Here is a 23,014-nt window from a genome sequence, read left to right on the forward strand (position 1 = left end):
GCAAGGCCCGGGCAGCGCTCAGGCGCCTGCCGGGGCCTCTCCGCCGAGGTCTGTGTCTTCCCGGCCACTTTCCGCCCTGTCACCGCGGCGGCCAGAGCGTTCCGATGCCTTGCGGAAGAACGACCGGATGCCTTTTGCGACGCCGTCCAGCTTGTTCAGCCGCTTCATGAAGGACGTGCCCTTGTCCAGTTCCTTGTCGAGGCGCGCCATGGTGCGCGGCATGCCTTCGTCTTCCTCGTCCAGCCAAACGCCGATGACACGGGCAAAGGCAACGGAGAGACCCTGGGCAACGAGGGTTGCCTTGACCCCGGAAACATCGATCCCGGCAGCGATCAGCATCCATTTCTGCGAGCGCACTTCAAGGGCGTTGAAGTCAAGCGCAAGGGCGGGATCCTTTCGCGCCGCCTTGTGGAGCGCACGCACGGCTTCCTTGTGTTCGGCCATGGCGTCGATGCGGCTCATCAGGATGTCGAACAGGCGATCGCGCGGGGGTTGGTCGCCCATATCCTCGTCGCGTTCGTCCAGAACAGCGGTGTCGATCTGTTCCAGGAAGGCGGCAACCAGCTTCAGCTTGGAGGCATAAGCGCTGCGCATTTCGGAAAGCTTGACCTTGGCCGTCTCGGCGATCAACGGCAGCGAGACGTCTTCATAAGGATGTTCCGACAACAGATCGAGAAAGGTCTTCAGGATCTTCTGCTTGGTCTTCGCGGTCGCCATTGCTGGCCCTCCTGTGTGTTTACAGCCCTCAACATAGGATCGCAGGCGCTTGCAGAAAAGGGTGGCCCGCTGCCGCAGGCTGTCGGAGTGCCCCTCCAGGAACGCGGGTCTCAGGCAAATGCAGGCACCGGACAGGAACCAAACCGACTGGCACGGCGTTTCCTGAACTGACGGGCCTGAGACCGTGTACGGAGTGTCCGGAAGGACTCCCGGTCACCTTTCTCATGACCTGTTCCGCCCGAGCGATCGGTTCCCCCACGCGAAGCCCCGTTGAAACGGAGCATCGCGCCGATCGTCTCCGGGTGGCTTTGACAGACCTTTGCCGAGCCCCGCCCCGGGCCAAGCGCATCTTGTGAAAGGACGCCCCATGAAAACGCTTGCCGATGCTTTCGAGCATACGCTTCAGGACATCTACTACGCCGAAAAAACCATGACCAAGACCATGCCGAAACTGCAGGAAGCTGCAAACGGCAAGAAACTGAAGGATGCGATCGGTGAGCATCTGGAGGAAACGAAATCCCAGGTCAAGGTTCTGGAAAAGGTCTTCAAGTCGCTCGGAAAGAAGCCGGAAGGCGAGAAGTGCGATGCCATTGAAGGCCTTATCAAGGAAACCGACGGCATCATCAGCGAGGCGAGCGGCGCGGCCAGGAACGCAGCATTGCTGGCTGCCTGCCAGGCGGTCGAGCATTACGAGATCGCCCGCTACGGAACACTGCGCGAATGGGCCAAGGTCCTCGGCCACGATGAGGCCCACGACCTGCTGACCGGCATTCTCGACCAGGAAAAGGCGGCAAACAGCAAGCTGACCAATCTTGCCGTTTCGACCATCAACGCGCAGTAATCGCGCCATGCGGCTCGAAGGCCCTTCGGCTTTCAGGCCAGGTAACCAAAAGGCCGCCGGAGTTCCGGCGGCCTTTTGTCTGATTAAACCCGTGTTGCCGGGACGACCTCAGCCGGCCAGCTCCCGCGCGCGTTTGACGGCGGCGGCAACCGCCTCGCTCATAACCGGCTGCAATCCTTCGGCGTGCATCAGCACGTCAAGCGCAGCAGCCGTCGTGCCGTTCGGGCTGGTAACGTTCTGGCGCAGGATGGAGGGATGTTCACCGGACTGGTGCATCAACTCCCCTGCCCCGCACACCGTGGCAACGGCCAGCTCATGAGCTATCTCTTCGGGAAGCCCGGCCTGCTTGCCCGCTTCGCTCAAGGCTTCTGCGAGGAAGAAAACATAGGCTGGGCCCGATCCACTGACACCGGTCACCAGATCGATCTGGTCTTCGCTGTCGAGCCAGACCACCTTTCCGACCGCCGACAGAAGTTTGGTGACATCTTCACGGGAAGAAGCGGAAACTGCCTCAGTCGGATACACCGCCGTGATGCCGCGTTTGACCATGGCCGGTGTGTTCGGCATGCAGCGGCAGATCGGCACCTTGCCGAAGTATTCCTCGAATTTGGCAACCGGAGTACCCGCCGCAATCGACAGCACGAGCGTGTCTGCAGCAACGGCAGACTTCAGCCCGGGAAGGACCTGGTCCATGAGCTGTGGCTTGATCGCCACCAGCACGATGCCAGCCGTAAGGTCATCCGGGACCGAAGTCACATGGCGGATGCCGTGTTTCTTGAGGAGCGCGTCCATCTCTTCGGAAAGACGCGGGTCGCTGACCACGATGGCGGCGGGATCGATCCCTTCCGCCATCCAGCCTGATAACATTGCCCCGCCCATCTTGCCGGCTCCGACAAGAAGGAAAGGCCGTTCCTTTGAAAAGCTCATGCTTCTCCTGCGGTTTCAAACAAGGCCGTATTCAACGCCTCGGCTGCCGAATGACCGGCCCAGACGACGAATTGAAAGGCTTGATAGAAACGTTCGCAGTTTTCAAGGGCATTTGTCAGCATTCCCTCGATCTGTGCCGAGGAGGCCTCCGCACCGCCCGCAAGAAGCAGCGACTGCCGGAACATCACCACGTTCTCCTTGTTCCAGAGATCGAAGTGGCCCATCCAGAGCTGTTCATTGACCAGTGCGAGCAGACGGACAACTTCCGTCTTGCGCAATTCGGTGACCTTGAGGTCAAAAGCGCAGGCAAGATGAAGGGCTTCGACTTCCTCCATCCACGAGAAGGAGACGTGGTAATCACACCAGCTCCCCTCCAGGGATATGGTGATCTCGTCTTCGTCCGACCTTTCGAACGTCCAGTCGTTCAAGGCGGCGAACGTCTCGATGGTGTCAACGGGATTACCAGGTCGCTCGAGTTCAAGCTCGATGAGGCTCATGTGCCTACTCCCCTTCTGAGCCGGGGGCCTGGAACCCGATCACGATAACCGGGCGGGCCGCCGGGAAAAGTCCCATGCCGGAGGAGCAAAACGCGTCCTGTTACGGCCCTTTTAGAAGGGAACCGGTTCCGTCTTGCTCCGACGAATCCCTGTTATCTTTCAGTATAGGAGCAGGATTGACTTAAGCGATACATACCAATTGAGCGAAAAAAGCCGAAACTTGTGGACGACTCAGCGGTATTTTTCATCACACTGCCCAAAATCAACGCAAACCCGCCATGTTCACGCGTCGTAATTCTGTCATCAACTATTAACAGAAAACGCTCACATCGACGTCAACAAATCGGGTTAAGCGTCTCCAGCAGCGCCGGATTCCGGATTTTCGAGTTTGGCGATCCGCGATTCGAGCTCGTCGATCCGGTCCAGAGCGCGCACTGCCATCTCTTTAACCGCTTCATGCTCTTCGCGCGAAACCACGTCCATGTCGGACAGGAAACGCTCGGCCTGCGCACGGAAGGCAGTCTCCACCTCGCGGCGGGCACCCTGGGCAACACCGGCGGCGTCGGTCATCAGCTTGGCAAAATCATCGAGAAGACGGTTCGGGCCTTGGGTCATCGGACCCTCCTTGATCGGAAAAACATGCGATGGGAGAGAGGTATGAGGGAATGGCGGGAACTTCAAGGACCAATTCCGCCGCAGCCGAATTCACTATCAACAGGAGCAATCTCCCGAACCCTCTTGCGGGCAGCGCCCCACCGGCCTGACAAACCCGTGTCGGCTTGACGAGGCGGACAAGATCGCGCAAGCGTTCAGCCCGAAACCCGCCCGCGCACCATCGGAAGGTTCTGCCGTGCCGCCTGTTCTGGTTATGCCCTTTCCCGCAATCGATCCTGTACTCGTCGAATTCGGGCCCTTTGCCCTGCGCTGGTACGCGCTTGCCTATATCGTCGGCATTCTGCTGGCCTGGCGCTACATGCGTCTGCTGGTGGCCAACGACCGGCTGTGGGGCGGCATTGCCCGCCCCACACAGCTCGAGATCGACGACTTCGTGCTGTGGGGAACGCTCGGTATCATCATCGGCGGCCGCCTCGGCTACGTGCTGTTCTACAATCCGGGCTATTATATCGCCCACCCGGCTGAAGCGCTCGAGATCTGGACCGGTGGCATGTCCTTCCACGGCGGCTTTGCCGGCACCGTCATCGCGATGATCCTGTTTGCCTGGAAACGCGGCCTGTCGATCTGGACCCTGTTCGACCTTGCCGGTTGTGCGGCTCCCATCGGCCTGTTCTTCGGCCGTATCGCCAATTTCATCAATTCCGAACTCTGGGGACGGCCGACGGATGTACCCTGGGCCGTGGTTTTTCCGAACGGCGGACCGGATCCCCGTCATCCAAGCCAGCTCTATGAAGCCGCGCTCGAAGGCATCGTGCTGTTTCTGGTTCTGATGGTGCTCAGCCGGCGCTTCAAGCTTTTGCAAAAGCCCGGCTTTCTTGCCGGTGCCTTTGCCTTCGGCTACGGCATCGCCCGGTCGATAGCAGAACTCTACAGGGTTCCGGATGCCCATATCGGCTATTTGAGCGGCTTTCTCACCATGGGCATACTGCTGTCTGTACCGATGATCCTGGCGGGCCTCGCAACCATGATCTGGGCCGCCCGGCGCCGGACCGGAGCAACCGCGGCGTGACGGGACTGAAAGACAGGATCAAGGTACGGATCGAAACCGAGGGCCCGCTTTCGGTCGCACAATACATGTCCGTTTGCCTCGGGGACCCGGACGCCGGCTACTACATGACGCGCGAACCGTTCGGCACCGCGGGCGATTTCGTCACAGCACCCGAAGTCAGCCAGATGTTCGGCGAACTCGTCGGGGCAGCCTGCCTGTCCGCCTGGCAGGCACTTGGAGAGCCCGCGGAATTTCAGCTGGTCGAACTTGGGCCCGGTCGCGGCACACTGATGTCCGACCTCTTGCGGATGGCAGCCCTGCGTCCTGCCTTTGTGAAGGCGGCTCGCCTGAACCTGGTTGAGACCAGCCAGCGACTGAGGGACATGCAGTCAGCGGCTCTGAAGCGCGGTCCGTTGAAACCGCAGTTTCGCGACCGGTTCCAGGACGTTCCGGACGGCCCGCTGATCCTGGTTGCCAACGAGTTTTTCGACGCCCTGCCGATCCATCAGTTCGTCAAGACCGAACACGGCTGGCAGGAACGCCAGATCGGGCTTTCGCAGCACGGAGAGCTGATCTTCGGTGTCGGCACCGCCCGTCTGCCCGATGACGCTGTGCCCGCTGGCCTTTCCACTGCACCGGACGGCACGATCTTCGAAACCCAGCCCGCAGCCAATGCGATCGCCGAAGAAATCGGCCGGCGGATTGCAGATAGCGGCGGTGCAGCACTCCTCATTGACTACGGGTATCTGAAGACTGCTGCCGGCGACACGCTGCAAGCACTTTACAGGCACGCCTATGACGACGTCCTGGCTCATCCGGGAGAAGCGGATCTGACCGCCCATGTGAATTTTGAGGCGTTGGCGGCGGCGGCTGTCCGGGCGGGAGCACACACGCTGGAACCGCTGACCCAGGGCGAATTCCTGCTTCGCACCGGTCTTCTGGAACGGGCAGGTGCCCTTGGTGCGGGTAAAACCCACAGCGAACAGGAGGCGATCCGCGATGCCGTCGAACGGCTGGCCGCGCCTGACCAGATGGGGGATCTTTTCAAGGTGCTCGCAGTGACGAATTCCGGAAATTCGTTTCCCCCGTTTGACAGCGCGTCCTGAACACCCCAAGGATCAGTCGCTGGCGTGGCGAATCCCCTCCCCCTCAGGAGCCCTGAATGAAAATTGAAGCAGACGTCTTGAAGCTGGATGGCATCCGGCACGGCTTCTTCACCCGCCAGGGCGGCGTTTCCGGCGGCATCTACACCAGCCTCAATATCGGTCTCGGTTCGGACGATGAGCGCAGCAGCGTTCTTGAAAACCGCGACCGTGTTGCCGGCCAGCTCGGTATTGGTGCCGATCGCCTGGTGTCCCCCTATCAGATCCACTCCGCCGACGTGATCACTGTCAGCGCACCGTTCGCACAGGATGCAGACCGCAAGGCCGATGCCCTGGTCACGGCCACACCGGGCCTTGCCATCGGCATCGCGACGGCCGATTGCGGCCCGCTTCTGTTTGCAGATACCAAGGCGGGTGTCATCGGCGCTGCCCATTCAGGCTGGAAAGGCGCCGTTACCGGCATCTTGCAGAATACGGTTGCCGCCATGGAGGCTCTCGGCGCGACCAGAACCAACATCACGGCGGTGCTGGGTCCGACGATTTCGCAGGGCGCCTATGAGGTCGGCCCCGAATTCAAGGAACGTTTCCTTCAGGAACACCCGGACAACACCCGCTACTTCAAGCCTTCGGAACGGGCAGAGCACTTCATGTTCGACCTGCCCGCCTTCATTACGGACAAGCTTCAGGCTCTTGGACTGGGGGCCGTTGCCGACCTGGCACTGTGCACCTATGCCGATGAAGACCGCTTCTTCTCCTACCGCCGGACGACCCATCGCAAGGAACCGGATTACGGCCGCCAGATCAGCGCGATTGCACTTTTGTGAGGACCACCCATGGCACTTCATTTTTCCGATGCCGAGTTTGAAAGCCGCTTTGACAAGCTGAAAGCCGCCATGGAGGCGCAGAAGCTGGATGCCATGCTGCTCTTCGCCCAGGAGAGCATGTACTGGCTGACCGGCTACGACACCTTCGGTTTCTGCTTCTTCCAGTGCCTCGTGGTGACGAAGGAAGGACGCCGGGTGCTCCTCACCCGATCTGCCGACGAACGCCAGGCCAAGCACACCTCGAACATCGAGGACATCCGCATCTGGATCGACCGCGGCTCCGCCAGCCCGGTGCTGCAGCTGAAGGAACTGCTGTTCGACATGGACCTGCTCGGCTGCAAGCTGGGCGTTGAATACGACACACAGGGCATGACCGGCAAAATAGCCCTGAAGCTGAACGAGGAACTTACAAGTTTCGCCGATGTCAGCGATGCCTCGCCCCTGATCCCCGAACTTCGTGCGGTGAAAAGCGCCGAGGAAATCGTTTATGTGCGCAAGGCCGCGGAGCTGGCGGACAAGGCCTTTTATGCGGCAATGGATGAAATCCACCCCGGAGCCGACGAGGGCCGCATCCTGGCTGCGATGCAGGGAGCCATTTTTGAAGGTGGCGGCGATTACCCCGGCAACGAGTTCATCATCGGCTCCGACCGCGACGCTCTCCTGTGCCGTTACAAGGCAGGTCGCCGGAACCTGTCCGAACAGGACCAACTGACACTGGAATGGGCAGGCGCCTACCGCCACTACCATGCCGCACTGATGCGCACAGTGGTGATCGGCACGCCGACGGACCGGCATCTGGAGATGTACACCGCCGCACGTGAAGCACTGGCCGCCGTTGAAACACAGCTCGTTCCCGGCAAGACATTCGGCGATGTTTTCGACGCTCATGCGGAACGGGTGGACGCTCATGGCCTGATGCCGCACCGGCTGAACGCCTGCGGTTATTCCCTGGGTGCCAGGTTCACACCAAGCTGGATGGATATGCCCATGGCGTACCGGGCCAATCCGGCCGAGGTAAAGCCCGACATGGTCATCTTCATGCATATGATCCTGATGGATTCCAACTCCGGAACCGCCATGACGCTCGGCCAGACCTATCTGACCACGACCGGAACGCCAGAGTGCTTGTCCAAGCTGCCTCTCGACCTGCCGGTCAAGTCAGGCTAAACCAGTTTCAACCTTGCGGCCCGGTTCGCGTTTCGCGTTTCCGGCAGGGCCGCTGCCACGACGATATCGACCGCGAGAGCCAAGCGTCTCCATGACAGACAAGACCACCCAACAATCCATTTCTTCCCGGCGCCTGTTGGCGGTTCTACTGCTTGGAGCAGGGCTTGCAGCCTGTCAGGCTGCTCCACAGCCCCCTACTCCGATCTCGACCACTGTCACCGCGCCGACGATCGCCGGTCAGGTCGACCCGGAAGAAGGCATCACCTTCGCGTTCGAACCGTTTACCGGTGCACCGGGCAACATTGCCGACGAGCTGTCCGAAATGATCGGCTCCGAAGCCCGCAAACAGGGCATCACGCTGGTACGCCGCATCGGCGCGGCCGCCACCTACCGGGTCAATGGCTATCTGTCGGCCACCGGGCAGCCTTCCAACGGCACGGTCTTCTACGTTTTCGACATCGTCGACAGCTCTGGTCGCCGCGTGAAGCGAATCTCCGGAACGGAAGATACCGGCGGAGCCTCGGGCGACCCATGGCAGGCTGTCAGCTCCGGCACGCTGTCACGCATTGCCAATCGCTCGATGGTGGAAATCAAGGCTTGGCTCAACCGATAATGAATTGCTTTGCCGGGTAATTCCGGCGTGGCGTCACAAAAAATAAAAAAAAGCGGGCGTCAGGCACGAACGCCTGTTGTGGTCCGGTTGCTTGGTTGTTACAACGCCGCCGCCTGCCGAGGGTTTCCGAGCGAGGCTCCCGGCACCCGGCACATGACTTAAGACCTAGGCCTTTCCGCGTGTTTGCAAGGCACAACCTGTCTGCAAAACCGCCGTCGCACCAGAAGGACTTGCGGCTCATGAAGATCGTCGCGGGCAATTCCAACCGAGCCCTGGCTGAGGAAATATCCAAATACCTGGATGCCCCTCTCGCCAAATGCCAGGTCCGGCGGTTTGCCGACCAGGAAATCTTCGTAGAAATCCAGGAAAACGTACGCGGCGAAGATGTATTCGTCGTCCAGCCGACCAGCTACCCGGCAAACGACCACCTTATGGAGCTGCTCATCATCATCGATGCGCTCCGCCGGTCCTCTGCCCGCCGCATCACCGCGGTCATTCCGTATTTCGGCTACGCCCGGCAGGATCGCCGCGCCTCCGGCCGAACCCCGATCTCGGCAAAGCTGGTGGCCAATCTCATTACCGAAGCCGGTGCCGACCGCATTCTAACCCTGGATCTCCACGCCGGTCAGATCCAGGGTTTTTTCGATATCCCGACAGACAACCTGTTCGCAGCGCCCGTCATGACGCGCGACATCAAGGAACGCTACGCGACCGACAATGTGATGGTCGTGTCTCCGGATGTCGGCGGCGTGGTGCGCGCCCGTGCACTTGCCAAGCGCATCGAAGCTCCGCTCTCCATCGTCGACAAGCGTCGCGACAAGCCCGGGGAATCGGAAGTCATGAACATCATCGGTGATGTCAAAGGCTATGACTGCATCCTGGTCGACGACATCGTCGACAGTGGCGGCACGCTCTGCAACGCTGCCGAAGCCCTGTTGTCCAAGGGCGCACAGTCGGTAACGGCCTATATCACTCACGGCGTTCTGTCCGGTGGTGCCGTTGCCCGCGTGACCTCTTCCAAGCTGAAGGAGCTGGTCATCACCAACTCCATCGAACCGACTGCCGCCATCACGGCTGCAGCCAACATCCGTGCAATCTCGATTGCCCCGCTGATCGGCGAAGCAATCAACCGCACGGCACTGGAAAAGTCGGTTTCCAGCCTCTTCAGCTAATCGCCGAAACGTCGACTGCTCAAGACGCCCGGCCCGTGCCGGGCGTTTTTGCGTTCAGCCCACATTTTTCTGCAAGACTTGCCTTTTCCGCGATTGCCGTATTGCTCGCTGCCGTAAAATTGCGGCCGTGCCCGAGCCGGCGGGAGGGAATCGGAGCCGGATGCCGGCAGCCACAGGTTTTGCAGCCGGGACCTTGTAACCGCTCCTTCGGGCCGCATTCACGCCGACACCGGACGGGTAGTTTCCACCCCTCACAACCAGTCCGCGCCAAGCTTCACAAATTTTCCCAATTGTTCAAAAAATTTGCCACCGAAGCTCCTGCCCAGCTTGTGAGCACGCATATTTTGTGGTCATCTAAGTCTGCACAAGGTCTTTTCCAGGGGATTTCAGATGCTCACTTCCAAACCATTTTCCAGGGCCCGCAGGGCCATGTTGACGGCCGCTCTGGCTGTCACAGTATCGGCAGGACTGTCCGTTCCTTCCGCCAATGCCGCCGACCCGGTCAAGGTTGCAGCGATCTACACCGTTCCCGTCGAACAGCAGTGGGTCAGCCGCATCGACAAGGCGCTGAAAGCCGCCCAGGAACGCGGTGAAATCACCTATACCTTCTCCGAAAACGTTGCCAACACCGACTATGAGCGCGTCATGCGCGAATACGCCGAACAGGGCATGGATCTGGTGGTTGGCGAAGCATTCGCCGTCGAGCGTGCCGCCCGCAAGGTGGCTGCGGAATATCCGGACACGGCTTTCCTGATGGGGTCGTCCTTCGGACCGGCTCAGCCGAACTTTGCCGTCTTCGACAACTGGATCCACGAGCCGAGCTATCTCTCCGGCATGATCGCCGGCGCCACCACCAAGTCGAATGTCATCGGCATGGTCGGCGGCTACGCCATTCCGGAAGTGAACCGCCTGATGAACGCCTTCATGGAAGGCGCAACTTCCGTGAACCCGGACGTGAAGTTCCTCGTGACCTTCATCAACTCCTGGTACGACCCGCCCAAGGCCAAGGAAGCTGCCTTCGCGATGATCGACAAGGGTGCGGACATTCTTTACGCAGAGCGCTTCGGCGTTTCCGATGCGGCCAAGGAAAAGGGCATTCTGGCGATCGGCAACGTGATCGACACGGCAAGCGACTATCCGGGCACCATCCTGTCCTCCGCGCTGTGGCACATGGAACCGACCATCGACAAGGCGATCGGCCTTGTTGCCAGCGACACCTTTGAACCTGCCGATTTCGGCCCCTACAGCTTCATGTCCTACGGCGGCGGCAGCTTCGTTGTTGACGAAAGCCTTGCTCCAGCCGACGCGGTTTCCGCGGCAAAGGCCAAGGAGCAGGAAATCCTCGACGGCCTGTTCCGCGTCAATGTGAACGACAGCGAACCGAAATCCACCATGTAGGCTTTCGCCTGCCACGTCCGGCGGTCACAATGACCGCCGGCGATTCCCGGCCGCGGGGTTCAAGTGCGGCACTCATTCTTTTCCCGGGGGGATCATATGGCAGGTCCGGCACAGGACGCTGGTGTCGTGCTGCGATTGGACGGCATCACCAAGCGCTTCGGCGCTCTGACGGCCAATGGCGACGTATCGCTCGATTTGAAACAGGGCGAGATCCTTGCCCTTCTCGGCGAGAACGGCGCCGGCAAGACCACCTTGATGAACATCCTTTTCGGGCACTACGTGGCCGACGAAGGCCGGGTCATGGTTTCGCCGGACGGCTCCGGCTTGAGCGAACTGGAACCAGGGTCGCCGCATGCCGCGCTCCAGGCCGGCATAGGCATGGTGCACCAGCACTTCACCCTTGCCGAAAACCTGAGCGCGCTCGACAACATCCTTCTGGGCACGGAACGGCTTGCCGCGCTTTCCTCTTCCCGGGCGCCTGCGCGCCGCAAACTGGAAGAGCTGATGGCCCGCTCCGGCCTGACGGTTTCCCTCGACGCCCGTATTTCCCAGCTTTCCGTCGGCGAAAAACAGCGGGTGGAAATCCTGAAGGCGCTCTACCGCGATGCCCGCGTGCTGGTTCTGGACGAACCGACCGCTGTGCTGACACCCCAGGAATCCGACACTCTGTTCGCGACCTTGAAAAAGCTGGCCGACGACGGGCTCGGCATCATCTTCATCTCGCACAAGCTGGCGGAAGTCCTTGCCTCTTCGCACCGGGTCGCCGTGTTGCGCGGTGGCCGCAAGGTGGCCGACCTGCCGACAGCGGAATGCGACCGGCGCAAGCTGGCCGAATTGATGGTCGGCCATGCCATTGTCGAGACAATGCGGTCCCCCGGCACACCGGGCGCACCGCTTTTCGTCTTGAACAAGGCCTCCGCCGGACATGGCCGCGACGCCTTGCACGCGGTCGATCTCACGCTGAAATCCGGTGAAATCCTCGGCATTGCCGGAGTTTCGGGCAACGGCCAGACGACGCTTGCACGGGTCATTTCCGGTCTGGAACCGCTCACCCAAGGATCCATGACGCTGGAAGGCACGGTGATCGGCCACGCAAGTGCCCGAACCATGATCGACAACGGCCTTGCCCGCATTCCCGAAGACCGTCACCACGACGGCATTGTCGGAGCGATGAGCGTTTCGGAAAACCTTGCCATCGAAGCCATCCGCAAACCGGAAAACCAGCGCCTCGGTCTGCTGCGGTTCTCCGCCATGCGGGAGCGGGCGCGCAACCTGATCAAGGCCTACGATATCCGTTGCCAGAGTGAGGACAGCCCGGCGCGGCTACTGTCGGGTGGCAATATCCAGAAGATCGTACTGGCCAGAACCCTTGAAACTGTTCCAAAGGTGGTGCTGGCTGCCCAGCCGTCGCGCGGGCTGGATGTCGGCGCCACGTCCGATGTTCACAAGCGCCTGCTGGCGGCTCGCGACCGCGGGGCCGGTGTCATCCTGATCTCGGAGGATCTCGACGAACTCATGCGCCTTTCCGACAGGATCGCCGTGATCCACCGCGGGCATCTTTCCGAAGCCGAACCGAGCGAGATGCTGGACCGCGGCTCTCTCGGCCTCAGGATGGCCGGCCACAATGCGGAGGACGCAGCATGATCCGCTTCGAACCGCGTGCCCCCTCCTCCGTTTCCCGTATGCTGGGTGTATCGATTGCCGCCGCCGTTGCTGCCCTGGTGCTTGCCGCCATCCCCATGGCCTTTGCCGGCTTGTCGGTGTTCGAAGCCTACAGCCTCATGGCCAAGGGCGCCTTCGGCTCACTCTTTGCCTTCACCGAAATGCTGACAAGGGCGACACCGCTGATCCTCACCGGCCTGGCGGCAGCCGTCGCCTTCCGGGCCAAGCTCTGGAACATCGGCGCGGAAGGCCAGCTTTATGCCGGCGCCCTTGCGGCGGTTGCCGTCGGCACCGGCGTCATTTCCGCACCGCCCTACCTTCTCATTCCCATGGTGATCGTTGCCGGTGCGCTCGCCGGCGGGCTGGTCATGCTTGGTCCAACCCTTTTGAAAACCCGGCTTGGCGTCGATGAAGTCGTCACCACCTTGCTGCTGAACTTCATCATCCTGCTCTTCGTGCAGATGATGCTGGAAGGCCCGATGAAGGACCCCATGGGCATGGGCTGGCCACAGTCGGAACCCATTCTCGATGAAGCGGCCTTGCCCAAGCTGATGGACCGGATGCGCATTCACTGGGGTCTTGTCATCGCCCTCGTTTCATCGCTCGGCGTCTATTTCCTCTTGAAACGCACCGTCTGGGGTTTCGAAATCCGCGCGGTCGGCGAGAACGCCGCTGCCGCCCGACACGCCGGCATTCCGGTCACCGCAACCTTCATTCGCGTCGGGCTTCTGTCCGGCGCGCTGGCAGGTCTCGCCGGCGTTGGTGAAGTTGCCGGTCTGAAAGGCTATCTGACCGCTGACCTATCACCCGGTTTCGGTTATTCCGGCATCGTTGTCGCCATGCTTGCCGGGCTCTCCCCGGCCGGTGTCGTTCTGGCGGCTCTCTTCATTGCGAGCATCTTTGTAGGGGCCGATTCCATGTCCCGTGCCACTGGTGTCTCCAACTATCTGGCAGACCTGATCGTCGCCATGGCGCTGTTGTGCGTCCTCGTCTCCGGTCTGTTCCTGCGCTTCAAGATCCGCTTCGTCGGCAGCCAGGCAAACCCGGAGGCGGCAGAATGACCGAGATCCTCGACATTCTCATCTCCGCCAACTTCTGGGCGGCCGCGCTCCGCATCGCGACCCCGCTGATCTTCGGCGTCATCGGAGCGCTTGTTTGCGAACGCGCCGGCGTCCTCAACCTCGGCATCGAAGGCATCTTCACCGCCGGTGCCATGGCCGGCTGGATGGCGGTCTGGCTCGGCGCAGGCCTGTGGGGCGGCGTTCTGGTCGCGGCGATGGCCGGCGCCTTCTTCGGACTGATCCACGCCATTCTGACCGTGCCTCTCGGGCTCTCTCAGCACGTCTCGGGCATTGGCGTGACGCTGTTTGCCACTTCGCTCAGTTATTTCATCTACCGGACGGCCCTGCCGGATGTCTCGTCACCGCCCCGGATCGAGGCTTTCAAGCCGCTCGACATTCCGGGCCTGAGCGACCTGCCGTTCCTCGGGCCGGCCCTGTTCCAGCAGACGCCCCTGACTTTCCTCGCCCTGCTGTTGGTCGCGGTTACGGCCTATGTGCTCTACCGGACCCCGCTCGGCCTGGCCATTCAGGCGGTCGGCGACAATCCGGCTGCCGTGGAATCGCAGGGCCTCTCGGTCTATGCGATCCGCATCGGTACGGTGGTTGCGGGCTCCGCGATCATGGCGCTTGGCGGCGCGTTCCTGACCATGTCGGCCTTCGACGCGTTTTTCTTCGGCATGGTCAACGGCCGTGGCTGGATCTGCATCGCCCTGACGGTGTTCGCCTCCTGGCGACCCGGCAAGGCCCTGATCGGCGCTCTGCTCTTCGGGGCTTTTGATGCCTTCCAGGTGCGTCTTCAGACCGAGGTCGGCAGTTTCATTCCCGGCCAGGTGTTCCTGATGATGCCGTATCTGCTTTCCATCGCCGCGCTGATTGTCGTTGCCCGCCGGGCAGACTATCCAAGGGCTCTTCTTGTGCCCTACTTCCGTGGTCAACGCTGAGACAGTCCCATGAGTTTCGATCTCCTCGTCAAGAACGCCAACCTGCCCGACGGCCGCCACGGCATCGACATTGCCTGCCGGAACGGCCGTATCGAGGCTGTGGAAGCCGGGATCACGGCGGACGCCGGCCAGGTGATCGATGCTGGCGGACACCTCGTGTCGCCGCCGTTTGTCGACAGCCACTTCCACATGGATGCGACGCTGTCGCTCGGCCTGCCGCGCATGAACCGCAGCGGCACGCTGCTGGAAGGCATCGCGCTTTGGGGAGAACTGAAAGACATCCTGACGGTTGATGCCGTTGTCGAGCGGGCCCTGAGATATTGCGATCTGGCCGTCTCGCAGGGACTGCTGGCAATCCGCACCCATGTGGATGTCTGCGACGACAAGCTGACCGGCGTCAAAGGCCTGCTGGAAGTGCGAGAGAAGGTGAAGGACTACATCGACCTGCAACTGGTCGCCTTCCCCCAGGACGGGCTCTACCGCTCTGCCACTGCCGAGAAGAACCTTCTGACGGCACTCGACATGGGCGTCGACATCGTCGGCGGCATTCCGCATTTCGAGCGCACCATGGACGACGGTGCCCGTTCGGTCGCGCGGCTGTGCGAAATCGCGGCAGAACGCGGTCTGATGGTCGACATGCACTGCGACGAGACCGACGATCCGATGTCACGTCACATCGAGACGCTCGCCTATCAGACCCAGCGCCTCGGGCTGCAGGGCCGCGTTGCCGGATCGCATCTGACGTCCATGCATTCCATGGACAATTACTACGTCTCCAAACTGTTGCCGCTGATCGCCGAAGCGGAAGTGCATGCCATTGCGAACCCGCTTATCAACATTACGCTCCAGGGCCGCCACGACACGTATCCCAAGCGCCGCGGCCAGACCCGTGTTCCGGAGATGCGGTCCTACGGCATCAATGTCGCCTTCGGCCACGACTGTGTGATGGACCCCTGGTACTCAATGGGCTCCGGCGACATGCTGGAGGTCGCCTCCATGGGGCTTCACGTTGCCCAGATGACCAGCCGCGACGCCATCCGCTACTGCTACGACTGCGTCACCGCGCATCCGGCCAAGGCGATGAACCTGGACGGGTACGGCCTGGACAAAGGCTGCAAGGCGGATTTCGTGTTGCTGCAGGCCCGGGACACGATCGAGGCCATTCGCCTGAAGGCAACGCGTCTTGCAGTTGTCAAGTCCGGCAAGGTGATCGCAACAACCCCGGCCCGGCAGGCGCAACTCACCCTCCCCGGACGTCCGGCCCAAGTCGACCCGGCCTCCTACGCTCCGCACGAGGGCTGACCGTTTTTCCAAGTTCGACCCCTGCCCCTCAGAGCCCCCTTCCCCCGTCATGCCATGGCTCGACCATGGCATCCATTCCATTTCCTTGCCCAAGTCACGGCCTAGGGACCCGGCCCGGTCGCGGCATGGATTGCCGGGACAAGCCCGGCAATGACGCGGTGAGTGGTTGGTGCTGATGCGGCTCAGTTCCCGGTCAATTTTCCCGGCAGGCTGAGATCGCCGGAGGCAACGTCGAAGACGTCGACGACGCACAGCAGTGGGGCGTGGACGTTCTGGTTCACCCGCAGGGCCGACGTGACGCCGTCATACGACAGGGTCTCAACAGTGCTTTCATCGGCAAAGGCCACGTTGAGGGTAATTTCCTCTGCCTCCAACACGGGTGAAAATCCAGGGCTGTCGATGTAGATCGGCAGGCCCGGCCAGGTGGCCGGCATCTTCGGGTTGGTACCATCGGGAATATCCTGCACGGAGAGTGCGCCGGCACCGCAGGCCTCGTTCGGTGTCAGCACCACCCAGTGCGAGTGCCATTTCGCGCCATCGTTCAGAAGGTCGCCGTCGCCATCTTCATCAAAAAGCGGTGTGTCGTCGAAATCCGGATGGCTGGTAGCCACCAGCGCAAGGATGCCGTTCCCCCCTTCAAACCCGACCGTTTCCGGCTTCAGTGACGTTGGCCAGACATAGGACTGCACCGACGCCCCTGCGAGCGCACCGTTTGCCTCCAGCACGCTCGCACCGGCCGTTCCCTTCAGTGTCATGTGGAAGGTTACGACACGCCCCTTGCGGTGCACATGGGCGGCCAGGATGTCGTAGTTCGGGTCGATCTCCGGGTTTTCCTGCGACAGGATTGCTCCCGTCTGGTGGAGCGCGTGATTGCCGCCTGCAGATGCCACAGTCGGCAGGGCGATCGTTGACATACCTGCGATCAAAACAGCTTGGGAAATGGATTTGTACATCGGCTTTCTCCTTGATTGAGGACGCAGTCTTATTAGTAGCGAGTCGAAACTATTGCAAGTTTAATTTCGACTCGCTACATAGAGAGCATGTTTGCTCCAACCGACACACAGACCATTCGCGACCTGATCGACCGGTTGACGCGTCTTGCCGCTGCCGAGGAATGGAACGGGCCTTTGAACCCGTCACAGTTTGCTGCGCTCAACTATCTTGCCCGGGCAAACCGCTTTTCACGCGCGCCCTCGCACGTGGCCGATTTTCTGGCAACGACACGCGGCACGGCTTCGCAAACCCTCAAGGCGCTTTCCCGCAAGGAGCTGATTGCCGAAACGCGTTCTGACGAAGACAAGCGCAGCATTCGTTATGACGTCACCCAGGCAGGCCGGGACCTGTTGCATGACCCTTCGTCTCTGGAGAATGTCATCGACGCCTTGCCGCCGGACGTCGCCGCGTCGCTGGCCTCGTCCCTGAAAGCACTTGTCCTGACGATGCTGCACCAGCGGGGGGGCCGCTCATTCGGCCTCTGCCGCACCTGCCGCCATCACGAGGCACGGGAAACGGGGGGCTATTGCAAGCTGCTCAACGTGCCGCTCTCGCCTGTCGATGCCGCACAGCTCTGCCACGAACACACACCAGCCGAAAGCCATCAGCCATGACCGCCAAAGCCCGTATCGTCTCCCTCTTCACCGGGGAACCAGAACACCGTTGGGAGGGCAAGGAGCCGTCTGCCATCCGCAAGACCCGCGCAGATGGTATCCTCCAGGTCAGCTCCACCGGCATCACCACGGACCGTCAGGCGGATCTTTCCGTACATGGCGGACCGGAAAAGGCACTGCATATCTATCCTTCGGAGCATTATGCCCACTGGCGGGACGCCTTTCCGGAAAAGGCGGAAATCTATCAGCCCGGCGGTTTCGGCGAGAACATCGCTTCAGAAGGCTTTACCGAGGAAGACCTGTGCATCGGCGACATCCTGTCGGCCGGCACGGTCCGCATGCAGATTTCCCAGGGCCGCCAGCCCTGCTGGAAGCTGAACATGCACACAGACAACCCCACGCAGGCAGCCCATTTCCAGAAGACAGGCCGAACCGGCTGGTATTTCCGGGTGCTGCAGGAAGGGTCGTTTCAGGCAGGCGACGAGTTGACCGTCGTTGAACGCCCCTGCCCTGACTGGAACCTGCGCGAGGTGATCCACGCCCGGTTCAACCCTCGGCTGGATCCGGCGGTGGCAAAGGCTCTGTCAGAACTTGAAGAGCTGGCTGAACCCTGGCGTGTCTCCTTCGCCAAAAAAGCCGACCCGGCCTTTCAGGAAGACACATCGAAAAGGCTCAACGGATAGGTCAGGCACCTTTCGGCGGCAGTGTCAAAGCATTGGCGATGGCAAGATCCAGCCAATTTTGGAGAACTTCGTCGGTGCAATCGTCTTCACCGACGAAGAACATGCCACTCAACGTGCGCCCGCCCTGAACGATCGGTTCAGCACCCGGCAGTGCCAGCCCGGCAGCATGGCTGGACTTGCCAAGACGGAAAATGAAACGCCGTTCGCCCTCCCTGGTGCGGTCGGCACCCGCGATCATGTGGCCATGCAACAGAAAGCACATCGCGCCCATCATCCTTTTTTCGCTGATGCCTGCCCTGTTTCCAAGCGCCTCGCGCAAACGGTCGTTGAGGTCTTCATCGATGGCCATGGGGTCGATTCTTTCAGACAGGGAAGGTCAGCAAAACGGTTTCGGACAGCGGGAGACACACCCGCACAGAGGACCGCAGCCTCTTCCGGACGAGCCAATCGGTCAACCGGAAGGTTCAGCAAATCTGTGTTACAGACCGGTTTGCGGGTGACCAGCTTGAAATTTCCGCAGTTCCCTGCGACAAACGAGCGACTGCGGACTTGCACTTTCCTTGCGCTTTGGGTATATCCGCGCTCGCGCCTGCACCCCTGGAGGAGGCGCTTCTGGACCGATCCCGGACAACATGAGTCTTCTGGCACGGTGGTTCGCCGGTCCGTTACCTATACACTCGAAGGAGTTTTGCCATGGCTGCCAGCTATGAGCTGAAGGCGTCGGCACGGGACCGGGTGGGCAAGGGGGCCGCACGGGCACTGCGTCGCGAAGGCCTTCTCCCTGCCGTGATCTACGGCGACAAGAAACAGGCACTGCCGATCACCATTCCGGTGAAAGAAACCACCATTACCCTGCACAAGGGTGGTTTCCTTACACACATCGGTATCATCGATGTGGACGGCGAAAAGCATCAGGTTATTGCCAAGGATTTCCAGCTGCACCCGGTACGCGACGACGTCATGCACGTCGACTTCCTGCGCGTTGCCAAGGGCTCCACGCTGACGGTTGAAGTTCCGGTTCACTTCCTGAACGAAGAAACCTGCCCGGGCATCAAGAAGGGCGGCGTCCTGAACATTGTTCGCCACACCGTCGAAATGACCGTTCCGGCCGACAACATTCCGGAAGCTCTCGAAATCGACCTGGCCAAGGCACAGCCGGGCGACAGCCTGCACATTTCCGCAGTTAAGCTGCCGGAAGGCTGCCAGCCGACCATCACCGATCGCGATTTCACCATCGCCACGATCGCTGCTCCGGCCGGTATGAAAGAGACCGACGACGAAGCTGAAGCAGAAGAAGGTGAAGGCGAAGCTGAATAAGCTGCAGCCTTGCTTCAAAAATCGGGAGGCGGTCTCCGCCTCCCTTCCCCTTGCGGGAAAACTTGCAGAGCAGCCGCCATCGGCTGCTTTTTTGTTTCAGGATTAGCCAGCCGGTCTGCATTGCGCTAAATGCAGCACGCTCTACCTTGAAAGGCACACCATGAAATTGATCGTCGGCCTGGGCAATCCGGGCGCCAAATACGAAGGCAATCGGCACAATATCGGTTTCATGGCCGTTGATGAGATCCATCGCCGCCACTCCGGCTTCCAGCCCTGGAAAGCCCGTTTTCAAGGTCAGGTTTCCGAAGGCCGCCTCGGCTCGGAAAAGGTCCTGCTGCTGAAACCCAGCACCTACATGAACGAATCCGGCCGCTCTGTCGGCGAAGCCATGCGGTTCTACAAGATCGAGCCGGCAGACATTGTCGTCATCTACGACGAACTCGACCTGCCGCCCGCGAAATTCCGCATGAAGATCGGCGGCGGCCACGGCGGCCACAACGGCCTGAGATCAATCACGGCGCATATTGGCGAAAGCTACCGCCGGCTGCGCCTCGGCATCGGTCATCCGGGCGACAAGAAGCTGGTGTCCAACTACGTGCTGGGTGATTTCGCAAAGGCCGATCGGGACTGGCTCGAGCCGCTCCTGATGGAAGTCGCCGATCAGGCTGCATTGCTGGCCGAAGGCAAGGACAGCCAGTTTGCCAACAAGTTGACCCTGGCCCTGGAGCCCGAAAAGGCACAGCGCAAGGGCAAGAGCCAGGACGGCAAGGCAAAGGATGGCACGACTGGAGCCGCCAAGGCCGTTGCCCCCGGACAGGGCACCCCCGCACCAGCCAAACCCAAGGGCCAGAGCCATATCCGCCAGGCCCGGCAAGGTAAGTCAGTCAATTTGCCCAAGTCAGGGCCCATGGCTGACATGCTGAAGAAGCTGCTCGGCGGCGGCGACTGAGGCCGGTCCCTCCAAGAACACCGGCACAACCGGGCTGCCTGCCTTTGGCGGTCAGGACAGCGGCTGAACGTTGATGATCTCCACACGCCTGTTGCGGCCGCTGGCCGGATCGCCCGGATCGACAGGACGGCTTTCGCCGTACCCCACCGGCACAAGCCGTTCACGGGGGATCGTATAGAACGCTGCCAGAAACTCCGCGACCATGAAGGCCCTTCGTTTCGACAGGTCCAGATTATAGGCCGACGTGCCGCGCAGGTCCGTGTGCCCGGCGATCTGGAAACGCATGTTCCTGAGACGGGGATCCTGCAAGGCCTGTCCGAGCGCCTGCAACGTCAGAATGCCGTCGTTGGTCAGTGAGGCGGAATCGAACTCGAAATTGACCGTCAGATTGATGCGCGGCAGCTCCACTTCCGGCGGCAACTGGCCCTCGATGCTGATCCCGCGAAACGGGTGCGGTTCCTGCTTTCGCATGGACCGGGATTTCGGCGCGCCGGCGTCTGGCAACAACGCGTTGATGATCTGATCCGGCGTGACGGACTGGGCGGAGACGCTGGTTGGCAGCATCAAGGGGACCAGCAGAGCCAGAACGGGTGCCAATGCCAGGCGGGCGGTTGCAAATTCGATAAGAAAGCGCATGTCGAAACCTTTGAGTGTCACTCTTCCCGGATCGTCAAATGAAGGACGGCTGCAGAAATCTCACGTGGCAGGCTCATTTCGTCCGGCCGGTCCGCCATCCCTGCCCGCAATGCCGTCAGGAAATATCTGTCGTCCGCGGTACCGGCGCCGCCTTCAGCGCTCACAGGCATGGAGAATTGCCCGGATCCGCCGTTTTCCAGTTCTTCCAGTTGGATGACGGGGCTATGAGCTGCAATCACGATAATGGCTTCCGATCCGGCAGGTGGCTGCACGGTGAACTTCTGACGCCCCTGCCGGCCATCGCCATAGACGAAACGGTCGCCGAATTGCACCTGCTGGCGCACCGGACCGCGACGCGGCAAGAGGTTCACCACAGTGCCGTCGGCCTGCAGATAGACGATATAGAGAAACGAGGCGAAATCTGGCGCAGTCACCTCGAAGGCCAGCGAATCTCCGTAGCGTAGATCCGCGCTGCCTCCCAAGAGCCGAATGCGCGGTCGCGAAGGTTCCGCCAGTGGCCGGGCAAGGGTCTTCAGGGCTTCACAGACGGGCCAGGGCCTGACATCGATTTTCTGAAGCTGCTCGGGCGGAAACTCCGCTTCCAGTTTCCGGAGCGCTTCCTGAGTACTCACGAAACCGGCGAGCAGCGGCATGCCGTCCGGCGTATCTTCGCTCACGTAAAGGCTGCTGCAGCTATCCTCTGCAAAGGCCACCTCATTGTCCCGGTCGGTTCTGGTCAGCCCAGGCACCGGACGCGGCGGCACGATGGACGTGCGCATGATCGACGCGTTGTGCATGTCGGCCTTCGTTGCCTCGTAGCTGATCCAGCCATACCCGTCTCCGGACCAGTATGGCCCCCAGGAGTTCTGGACGAGGAATGCCTGACGCCGTTCATCGTACCCGACGAACACCATCTGGTGGCCTCCGGCGGCCCCGCTGTGACGCCCGAGCGATCCCTGGTAGATCTCTCCCGATTTCAGATATTGCAGCGTCACCCCGTCCGGCGTCTGGGAGGACGGCACCACGCCGACCATCAGGAACCCGGTGGCCACGGGGTTCCCCGCCGCCAGCTGCTGCTTGATCGCATCCAGATCCCGATCCGTCGCGTTGCGGCGCTGGCGACCCTTGTCGAACACGAACAGGAAGTCTCGAATGCGGAACCTGTCGGGGGCCATCGTTGCGGTTTCCACCCGTTCCGAACACATGGCTGCGTCCGGAATGTCGTCCTGGTCGGGAGAGCCGTTGCCTTTGAAATAGGCCATCGCCAGAAACGCATGACTTCCGGCGGTTTCACAGGCCTCCTGCCGGTTGCGGATCTGCGAATGGAGAAACGCCGGACTTGGCGTGAAGGTGCGGTTGCCGGGTTCCACGTTGTTTTCAAGCGCAGCGTAATATCCGCGCATGGCATACCCGATGGCATAGGAAACACAGCTGCCGTAAGTCTGCAGCAGGGGTGGTGGCATCATTGGCGACAGGTCGATCGCGTCGGGGATATAGGCCCGCGTGACATTTACCTGTCCGACGCCTTCCAGCAGCGCAGGATCGATCGGCGCATCGCCCAAAAGGCCCGTCAGATCACGCGGATTGAAGCTTTGAGCCGATGCCGGATTTGCCGAGAAGACAGTGGCACAAGTGGTGACGGCAGCCAGGGTGGCAAACAGGCTGCCGGAAAATGCACACAGAAACCCGTGTTTCTTGCGACTGAAAATCATCGCGTCCCAATTCCCAAAACAATCGCCCAAAACACCCACACGACTATAACCGATAAACAACCGGAGGGAAGCTTTCAGCCGGATCACATCGCCGGACGCCTTTCCTTTTGCCGCTTCATCCTGACATGCTCTTGACAAACACCCGCCCGCAGTCCGCCAAAGCCTTGACCTCTTGACCCGGCTCGGGCATTTAGCGCTGCAAAGTCTCAAGACCAACCGAAA

Annotated in this window: 24 protein-coding genes; 16 read left to right on the plus strand and 8 right to left on the minus strand. The window is 61.1% G+C overall.

The window, feature by feature from the left end:
- Window positions 1–18 precede the first annotated feature (18 nt).
- Entirely contained in the window at window positions 19–717 is a 699-nt protein-coding gene (locus Q666_RS60525; protein WP_022998078.1) for a TetR/AcrR family transcriptional regulator, read from the minus strand.
- A gap of 367 nt (window positions 718–1,084) precedes the next feature.
- Between Q666_RS60525 and Q666_RS60530 the strand changes: the two genes are divergently transcribed.
- The gene (locus tag Q666_RS60530; protein WP_022998080.1) at window positions 1,085–1,558 is read left to right on the plus strand and encodes a ferritin-like domain-containing protein; all 474 of its coding nucleotides are present in this window, start codon (window positions 1,085–1,087) and stop codon (window positions 1,556–1,558) included.
- Window positions 1,559–1,666: 108 nt separating this feature from the next.
- Here the strand turns inward: Q666_RS60530 and proC are convergent, their stop codons facing one another.
- From proC to Q666_RS60545, 3 genes are all read right to left on the minus strand, one after another.
- Window positions 1,667–2,485: a pyrroline-5-carboxylate reductase gene (proC, locus tag Q666_RS60535; RefSeq protein ID WP_022998081.1), complete on the minus strand. Its 819-nt coding sequence runs from the start codon at window positions 2,483–2,485 to the stop codon at window positions 1,667–1,669.
- Window positions 2,482–2,982 carry a YbjN domain-containing protein gene (locus Q666_RS60540; RefSeq protein ID WP_022998082.1) on the minus strand — a complete coding sequence of 167 codons (501 nt, stop codon included), beginning with the start codon at window positions 2,980–2,982 and terminating at the stop codon, window positions 2,482–2,484. Before Q666_RS60540 ends, proC begins: the two co-directional genes overlap by 4 nt.
- 348 nt (window positions 2,983–3,330) lie before the next feature.
- Window positions 3,331–3,597 (minus strand): accessory factor UbiK family protein, encoded by a 267-nt coding sequence (locus Q666_RS60545; RefSeq protein WP_022998083.1) that lies wholly within the window; start codon window positions 3,595–3,597, stop codon window positions 3,331–3,333.
- A gap of 253 nt (window positions 3,598–3,850) precedes the next feature.
- Between Q666_RS60545 and lgt the strand changes: the two genes are divergently transcribed.
- The 11 genes from lgt (at window position 3,851) to Q666_RS60600 (ending at window position 15,888) form a co-directional block, all read left to right on the plus strand.
- The gene (lgt, locus tag Q666_RS60550) at window positions 3,851–4,666 is read left to right on the plus strand and encodes a prolipoprotein diacylglyceryl transferase (RefSeq protein ID WP_022998084.1); all 816 of its coding nucleotides are present in this window, start codon (window positions 3,851–3,853) and stop codon (window positions 4,664–4,666) included.
- The gene (locus Q666_RS60555; protein WP_022998085.1) at window positions 4,663–5,751 is read left to right on the plus strand and encodes a class I SAM-dependent methyltransferase; all 1,089 of its coding nucleotides are present in this window, start codon (window positions 4,663–4,665) and stop codon (window positions 5,749–5,751) included. The genes lgt and Q666_RS60555 overlap by 4 nt, the downstream gene beginning before the upstream one ends.
- Window positions 5,752–5,807: 56 nt before the next feature.
- Window positions 5,808–6,572, plus strand: coding sequence for a peptidoglycan editing factor PgeF (pgeF, locus tag Q666_RS60560; RefSeq protein WP_022998086.1), 765 nt, complete (start codon window positions 5,808–5,810; stop codon window positions 6,570–6,572).
- A gap of 9 nt (window positions 6,573–6,581) precedes the next feature.
- Window positions 6,582–7,739 (plus strand): Xaa-Pro peptidase family protein, encoded by a 1,158-nt coding sequence (locus Q666_RS60565; RefSeq protein WP_022998087.1) that lies wholly within the window; start codon window positions 6,582–6,584, stop codon window positions 7,737–7,739.
- A gap of 91 nt (window positions 7,740–7,830) precedes the next feature.
- Entirely contained in the window at window positions 7,831–8,352 is a 522-nt protein-coding gene (locus Q666_RS60570) for a hypothetical protein (RefSeq protein WP_022998088.1), read from the plus strand.
- Window positions 8,353–8,591: 239 nt separating this feature from the next.
- Complete coding sequence (locus Q666_RS60575; protein WP_031268253.1) at window positions 8,592–9,524, plus strand: ribose-phosphate pyrophosphokinase; 933 nt, start codon at window positions 8,592–8,594, stop codon at window positions 9,522–9,524.
- A 390-nt stretch (window positions 9,525–9,914) separates the two neighbouring features.
- Complete coding sequence (locus Q666_RS60580) at window positions 9,915–10,922, plus strand: BMP family protein (protein WP_031268255.1); 1,008 nt, start codon at window positions 9,915–9,917, stop codon at window positions 10,920–10,922.
- Between the two features lie 96 nt (window positions 10,923–11,018).
- On the plus strand, window positions 11,019–12,566 hold the full coding sequence (locus tag Q666_RS60585) for an ABC transporter ATP-binding protein (protein WP_022998091.1): 1,548 nt from the start codon (window positions 11,019–11,021) through the stop codon (window positions 12,564–12,566).
- A complete protein-coding gene (locus Q666_RS60590; RefSeq protein ID WP_022998092.1) occupies window positions 12,563–13,645 on the plus strand; it encodes an ABC transporter permease in 1,083 nt (360 codons plus the stop codon). The genes Q666_RS60585 and Q666_RS60590 overlap by 4 nt, the downstream gene beginning before the upstream one ends.
- Window positions 13,642–14,586, plus strand: a complete 945-nt coding sequence (locus tag Q666_RS60595) for an ABC transporter permease (RefSeq protein WP_022998093.1) — start codon at window positions 13,642–13,644, stop codon at window positions 14,584–14,586. Before Q666_RS60590 ends, Q666_RS60595 begins: the two co-directional genes overlap by 4 nt.
- Window positions 14,587–14,595: 9 nt before the next feature.
- The gene (locus tag Q666_RS60600) at window positions 14,596–15,888 is read left to right on the plus strand and encodes an amidohydrolase family protein (protein ID WP_022998094.1); all 1,293 of its coding nucleotides are present in this window, start codon (window positions 14,596–14,598) and stop codon (window positions 15,886–15,888) included.
- 182 nt (window positions 15,889–16,070) lie between these two features.
- Here the strand turns inward: Q666_RS60600 and Q666_RS60605 are convergent, their stop codons facing one another.
- Window positions 16,071–16,841 carry a hypothetical protein gene (locus Q666_RS60605; protein ID WP_031268257.1) on the minus strand — a complete coding sequence of 257 codons (771 nt, stop codon included), beginning with the start codon at window positions 16,839–16,841 and terminating at the stop codon, window positions 16,071–16,073.
- A gap of 87 nt (window positions 16,842–16,928) precedes the next feature.
- On the opposite strand from Q666_RS60605, the gene Q666_RS60610 reads away from it, so the two are divergent.
- The gene (locus Q666_RS60610) at window positions 16,929–17,495 is read left to right on the plus strand and encodes a MarR family transcriptional regulator (RefSeq protein WP_022998096.1); all 567 of its coding nucleotides are present in this window, start codon (window positions 16,929–16,931) and stop codon (window positions 17,493–17,495) included.
- Window positions 17,492–18,178, plus strand: coding sequence for an MOSC domain-containing protein (locus Q666_RS60615; RefSeq protein WP_022998097.1), 687 nt, complete (start codon window positions 17,492–17,494; stop codon window positions 18,176–18,178). Before Q666_RS60610 ends, Q666_RS60615 begins: the two co-directional genes overlap by 4 nt.
- A 1-nt stretch (window position 18,179) precedes the next feature.
- On the opposite strand, the gene Q666_RS60620 is transcribed toward Q666_RS60615, so the two are convergent.
- The gene (locus tag Q666_RS60620) at window positions 18,180–18,527 is read right to left on the minus strand and encodes a hypothetical protein (protein WP_022998098.1); all 348 of its coding nucleotides are present in this window, start codon (window positions 18,525–18,527) and stop codon (window positions 18,180–18,182) included.
- Between the two features lie 344 nt (window positions 18,528–18,871).
- On the opposite strand from Q666_RS60620, the gene Q666_RS60625 reads away from it, so the two are divergent.
- Both Q666_RS60625 and pth read left to right on the plus strand, forming a co-directional pair.
- Entirely contained in the window at window positions 18,872–19,495 is a 624-nt protein-coding gene (locus Q666_RS60625; RefSeq protein WP_022998099.1) for a 50S ribosomal protein L25/general stress protein Ctc, read from the plus strand.
- Between the two features lie 160 nt (window positions 19,496–19,655).
- Complete coding sequence (pth, locus tag Q666_RS60630) at window positions 19,656–20,444, plus strand: aminoacyl-tRNA hydrolase (protein ID WP_022998100.1); 789 nt, start codon at window positions 19,656–19,658, stop codon at window positions 20,442–20,444.
- Between the two features lie 51 nt (window positions 20,445–20,495).
- On the opposite strand, the gene Q666_RS60635 is transcribed toward pth, so the two are convergent.
- Both Q666_RS60635 and Q666_RS60640 read right to left on the minus strand, forming a co-directional pair.
- Window positions 20,496–21,080 (minus strand): OmpA family protein, encoded by a 585-nt coding sequence (locus Q666_RS60635; protein WP_152533457.1) that lies wholly within the window; start codon window positions 21,078–21,080, stop codon window positions 20,496–20,498.
- A gap of 17 nt (window positions 21,081–21,097) precedes the next feature.
- Window positions 21,098–22,792 (minus strand): DUF4384 domain-containing protein, encoded by a 1,695-nt coding sequence (locus Q666_RS60640; protein WP_022998102.1) that lies wholly within the window; start codon window positions 22,790–22,792, stop codon window positions 21,098–21,100.
- Window positions 22,793–23,014 lie beyond the last annotated feature (222 nt).

The organism is Labrenzia sp. C1B70 (genome assembly GCF_000475395.1).
Taxonomy (GTDB): Bacteria; Pseudomonadota; Alphaproteobacteria; order Rhizobiales; family Stappiaceae; genus Roseibium; species Roseibium algicola.

What these genes read in the sequence shown, in the direction of transcription:
- Q666_RS60525 (WP_022998078.1), bottom strand. Translation starts at nt 717, where the DNA reads ATGGCGACCGCGAAGACCAAGCAGAAGATCCTGAAGACCTTTCTCGAT.
- Q666_RS60530 (WP_022998080.1), top strand. Translation starts at nt 1,085, where the DNA reads ATGAAAACGCTTGCCGATGCTTTCGAGCATACGCTTCAGGACATCTAC.
- proC (WP_022998081.1), bottom strand. Translation starts at nt 2,485, where the DNA reads ATGAGCTTTTCAAAGGAACGGCCTTTCCTTCTTGTCGGAGCCGGCAAG.
- Q666_RS60540 (WP_022998082.1), bottom strand. Translation starts at nt 2,982, where the DNA reads ATGAGCCTCATCGAGCTTGAACTCGAGCGACCTGGTAATCCCGTTGAC.
- Q666_RS60545 (WP_022998083.1), bottom strand. Translation starts at nt 3,597, where the DNA reads ATGACCCAAGGCCCGAACCGTCTTCTCGATGATTTTGCCAAGCTGATG.
- lgt (WP_022998084.1), top strand. Translation starts at nt 3,851, where the DNA reads ATGCCCTTTCCCGCAATCGATCCTGTACTCGTCGAATTCGGGCCCTTT.
- pgeF (WP_022998086.1), top strand. Translation starts at nt 5,808, where the DNA reads ATGAAAATTGAAGCAGACGTCTTGAAGCTGGATGGCATCCGGCACGGC.
- Q666_RS60565 (WP_022998087.1), top strand. Translation starts at nt 6,582, where the DNA reads ATGGCACTTCATTTTTCCGATGCCGAGTTTGAAAGCCGCTTTGACAAG.
- Q666_RS60570 (WP_022998088.1), top strand. Translation starts at nt 7,831, where the DNA reads ATGACAGACAAGACCACCCAACAATCCATTTCTTCCCGGCGCCTGTTG.
- Q666_RS60575 (WP_031268253.1), top strand. Translation starts at nt 8,592, where the DNA reads ATGAAGATCGTCGCGGGCAATTCCAACCGAGCCCTGGCTGAGGAAATA.
- Q666_RS60580 (WP_031268255.1), top strand. Translation starts at nt 9,915, where the DNA reads ATGCTCACTTCCAAACCATTTTCCAGGGCCCGCAGGGCCATGTTGACG.
- Q666_RS60585 (WP_022998091.1), top strand. Translation starts at nt 11,019, where the DNA reads ATGGCAGGTCCGGCACAGGACGCTGGTGTCGTGCTGCGATTGGACGGC.
- Q666_RS60590 (WP_022998092.1), top strand. Translation starts at nt 12,563, where the DNA reads ATGATCCGCTTCGAACCGCGTGCCCCCTCCTCCGTTTCCCGTATGCTG.
- Q666_RS60595 (WP_022998093.1), top strand. Translation starts at nt 13,642, where the DNA reads ATGACCGAGATCCTCGACATTCTCATCTCCGCCAACTTCTGGGCGGCC.
- Q666_RS60600 (WP_022998094.1), top strand. Translation starts at nt 14,596, where the DNA reads ATGAGTTTCGATCTCCTCGTCAAGAACGCCAACCTGCCCGACGGCCGC.
- Q666_RS60605 (WP_031268257.1), bottom strand. Translation starts at nt 16,841, where the DNA reads ATGTACAAATCCATTTCCCAAGCTGTTTTGATCGCAGGTATGTCAACG.
- Q666_RS60610 (WP_022998096.1), top strand. Translation starts at nt 16,929, where the DNA reads ATGTTTGCTCCAACCGACACACAGACCATTCGCGACCTGATCGACCGG.
- Q666_RS60615 (WP_022998097.1), top strand. Translation starts at nt 17,492, where the DNA reads ATGACCGCCAAAGCCCGTATCGTCTCCCTCTTCACCGGGGAACCAGAA.
- Q666_RS60620 (WP_022998098.1), bottom strand. Translation starts at nt 18,527, where the DNA reads ATGGCCATCGATGAAGACCTCAACGACCGTTTGCGCGAGGCGCTTGGA.
- Q666_RS60625 (WP_022998099.1), top strand. Translation starts at nt 18,872, where the DNA reads ATGGCTGCCAGCTATGAGCTGAAGGCGTCGGCACGGGACCGGGTGGGC.
- pth (WP_022998100.1), top strand. Translation starts at nt 19,656, where the DNA reads ATGAAATTGATCGTCGGCCTGGGCAATCCGGGCGCCAAATACGAAGGC.
- Q666_RS60635 (WP_152533457.1), bottom strand. Translation starts at nt 21,080, where the DNA reads ATGCGCTTTCTTATCGAATTTGCAACCGCCCGCCTGGCATTGGCACCC.
- Q666_RS60640 (WP_022998102.1), bottom strand. Translation starts at nt 22,792, where the DNA reads ATGATTTTCAGTCGCAAGAAACACGGGTTTCTGTGTGCATTTTCCGGC.